Source organism: Comamonas sp. A23 (assembly GCF_004522605.1).
GTDB classification, from domain to species: domain Bacteria; phylum Pseudomonadota; class Gammaproteobacteria; order Burkholderiales; family Burkholderiaceae_C; genus Comamonas; species Comamonas thiooxydans.
Genome location: NZ_RSDT01000039.1, coordinates 1 through 1,332, shown reverse-complemented (window position 1 = coordinate 1,332; position 1,332 = coordinate 1). Strand labels below are relative to the sequence as shown.

Sequence of the window (1,332 nt, the reverse complement as noted above, 5' to 3'; positions counted from 1 at the left end):
GGGCGTGTCCGAATTTTTGTGTAAACGGTTCGGACTTCAATTGACGGAGATGCGGTCTCCGAACTGAATGGTAAAGCGGGTCAGCGCAGCCTTCCAATCCCGGATGGGCATGGTCCACTTCTGACTGATGTTACGCAGGGCCAGATAGAACAGTTTGGTCAGCGCTTCGTCACTGGGGAACGAGCCCCGGTTCTTGGTCAGCTTCCTCAGGCTCATGTTGACCGACTCGATGGCGTTGGTGGTGTAGATGACCTTGCGGATTTCGGGTGGGTAGTCAAAGAACGGAATCAGCCGGCTCCAGTTCCTGCGCCAGGACTGGCCGATGGGTTGGTACTCGGCATCCCAGCGGGCCTCGAATTCACCGAGCATCAGCTCGGCCTCCTCGGCGGTGGTTGCCGTGTAGATGCGTCGCAGGTCGGCGGCCACTTCTTTGCGACGCTTCCACGAGACGTAGTTCAGGCTGTGGCGCACCATGTGCACGATGCACAGTTGCACCACCGCCTTGGGGAATACCGCCTCAATGGCGTCGGGGAAGCCTTTGAGCCCGTCGACGCAGGCGATGAAGATGTCCTGCACGCCCCGGTTGCGAAGTTCGGTGACGACCTGCAGCCAGAACTTGGCACCCTCGGTTTGCGCCAGCCACAGGCCCAGCACCTCCTTGTCACCCGTCATGGTGATGCCGATGGCCAAGTACACCGCCTTGACCCGCACAGCGCCCTCGCGCACCTTCACATGGATGCAGTCCAGATAGACGATGGGGTAGATTGCATCGAGCGGGCGGGCTTGCCAGGTCTTGACCTCATCGGCCACGGCGTCGGTCACCGAGGAAATCAGGCTGGGCGAGACCTCGGTGCCGTACATCTCCTCCAGGTGGGCCTGTATCTCGCGCACCGTCATGCCGCGGGCGTACAGCGAGATGATTTTGTCGTCGAAGCCGGCCCAGCGGGTCTGGTGCTTGGGGATGAGCTGGGGCTCGAAGCTGCCATGGCGGTCACGTGGTACCTCGATGGGCAACTCGCCGAAATCGCCCTTGAGGGTCTTCTTGCTCTTGCCATTGCGGGTGTTGCCAGTGGTGTTGGCTACCGCTTCGTTGCGTTCGTGGCCCAGATGCTCGGACAGTTCGGCGTCTAGGGCTCGCTCCACCAGCAGCTTGGTCAACTGCTTGAGCAGGCCGTTCTCGCCGATGAGGTCTTCGGGCTTCTTGTAGTTGGCCAGCAGGCCAGACAGCAGTTCTTCGGGTACGTCGTGTTTCTTGGTGCTCATTGTGCTTACGGACAGGCCGGCTTGCGCCGGCGGTTGATTGTCCGTTTACACAAAATTCTGCACACCCTC

General features: G+C 60.6%; 1 protein-coding gene. It reads right to left on the bottom strand.

What is annotated here, in order from left to right:
• Window positions 1-36: 36 nt before the first annotated feature.
• On the bottom strand, window positions 37-1,263 hold the full coding sequence (locus EIC84_RS25810) for an IS256 family transposase (protein ID WP_003065942.1): 1,227 nt from the start codon (window positions 1,261-1,263) through the stop codon (window positions 37-39).
• Window positions 1,264-1,332: the final 69 nt, after the last annotated feature.